The following is a 1,311-nucleotide window of genomic DNA, read 5'->3' as shown; positions in this document are numbered from 1 at the left end:
GGCGGTTTCTAGGGGTCGTTGCAACACGTGGTCGGTTGATCAGGCCGCGATGAGTTTATGCAGGCGCTCGGCTGGGGTTTCCCAGCCGAGCGTTTTGCGTGGGCGGCCGTTCAGTTCGGCGGCGACGGCGGCCAGGTGTTCCGGGCCGTGGACGGACAGGTCGGTGCCCTTCGGGAAGTACTGCCGCAGCAGCCCGTTCGTGTTCTCGTTCGAGCCGCGCTGCCAGGGGCTGGCCGGGTCGCAGAAGTAGACCGGGACGCCGGTGGCGACGGTGAAAGAGCCGTGCGCGGCCATCTCGGAGCCCTGGTCCCAGGTCAGCGACCGCACCAGGTGGCTGGGAAGGGTGTGGACGGTTTCCACAAGTGCGTCGCGCACGTGCTCGGCGGTGCGGCCGTTCGGCAGGTGCAGGAGCATCACGTAGCGGGTGTGGCGCTCGACCAGGGTGCCGATCGCGGAGGCGTTGTCCTTGCCGATGATCAGGTCGCCCTCCCAGTGGCCGGGAACCGCCCGGTCTGCGACCTCGGCGGGACGTTCGCTGATCATGACCATCGGATGGGCGAACCTGGGCCTGCGCGCGTCGGCTTGGCGGTGGGGGACGCGGCGGGCGCGCCCAGTGCGCAGGGCGCCGGCGAGCTCACGGCGGAGCTCGCCACGGCCCTGGAAGTAGAGGGCCTGGTAGACGGTCTCGTGGACCACGTGCATCTCCGGCCGTTCGGGGAAGGTGTCCCGTAGAGCCTGACAGATCTGCTCCGGGCTCCACTTCTTGTCCAGGTGTCGCTGGATGAAGTCCCTCAGCTCCCGGTTCTGCGCGATCTTGCAGGGCTTGGGCCGGGGACGGCGGGCGTCGGCGCGGGCCTGCGCGGCATGGGGCCGGTAACTTCCGCTGCCCGGGTGGCGGTTGCGCCGGATCTCCCGGCTGACCGTGGACGGGCTGCGGCCCAGCTCGGCGGCGATCTCGCGGACGGTCGCCTTCTCCCGCAGCCGGTCGGCGATGTGGATGCGCTCGTCCTCGCGCAGGTACCGGGACGGCCCGGACGGTGGGAGAACGGCCGCCCGCGCAGGTTGCGCGGGCGGCCTCGGCCTCTTCACACGGCCCTCGGGCCGGCCGTGGCGCCACTCACGGCCGGTCCGCTCGTGGACGCCCACGAGCCGGGACGCCTCGGTGTTGCTGTAGCCCTGCTGCACGAGCCGGAAGTATTCCTCCCGCTCGGTACGGAGCTTCCTGGGCCCCTGCGGCTTCCGGTCCCTACGGATCTTGAAGTCCATCGCACACCTTGAGCTGGGGTGTTGCGACGACCGTTAGAACCCAAG

General features: G+C 70.4%; 1 protein-coding gene. It reads right to left on the bottom strand.

The genetic code is table 11. The features are described 5' to 3' along the window. Positions 1-39: 39 nt before the first annotated feature. Positions 40-1,266, bottom strand: a complete 1,227-nt coding sequence (locus ABZ449_RS42155; RefSeq protein ID WP_360357473.1) for an IS30 family transposase — start codon at positions 1,264-1,266, stop codon at positions 40-42. Positions 1,267-1,311: the final 45 nt, after the last annotated feature.

Source organism: Kitasatospora sp. NPDC005856 (assembly GCF_040629945.1).
Taxonomy (GTDB): Bacteria; Actinomycetota; Actinomycetes; order Streptomycetales; family Streptomycetaceae; genus Kitasatospora.
Note: the sequence above shows the minus strand (reverse complement) of the source record. Positions and strands in the feature narration are given on the sequence as shown.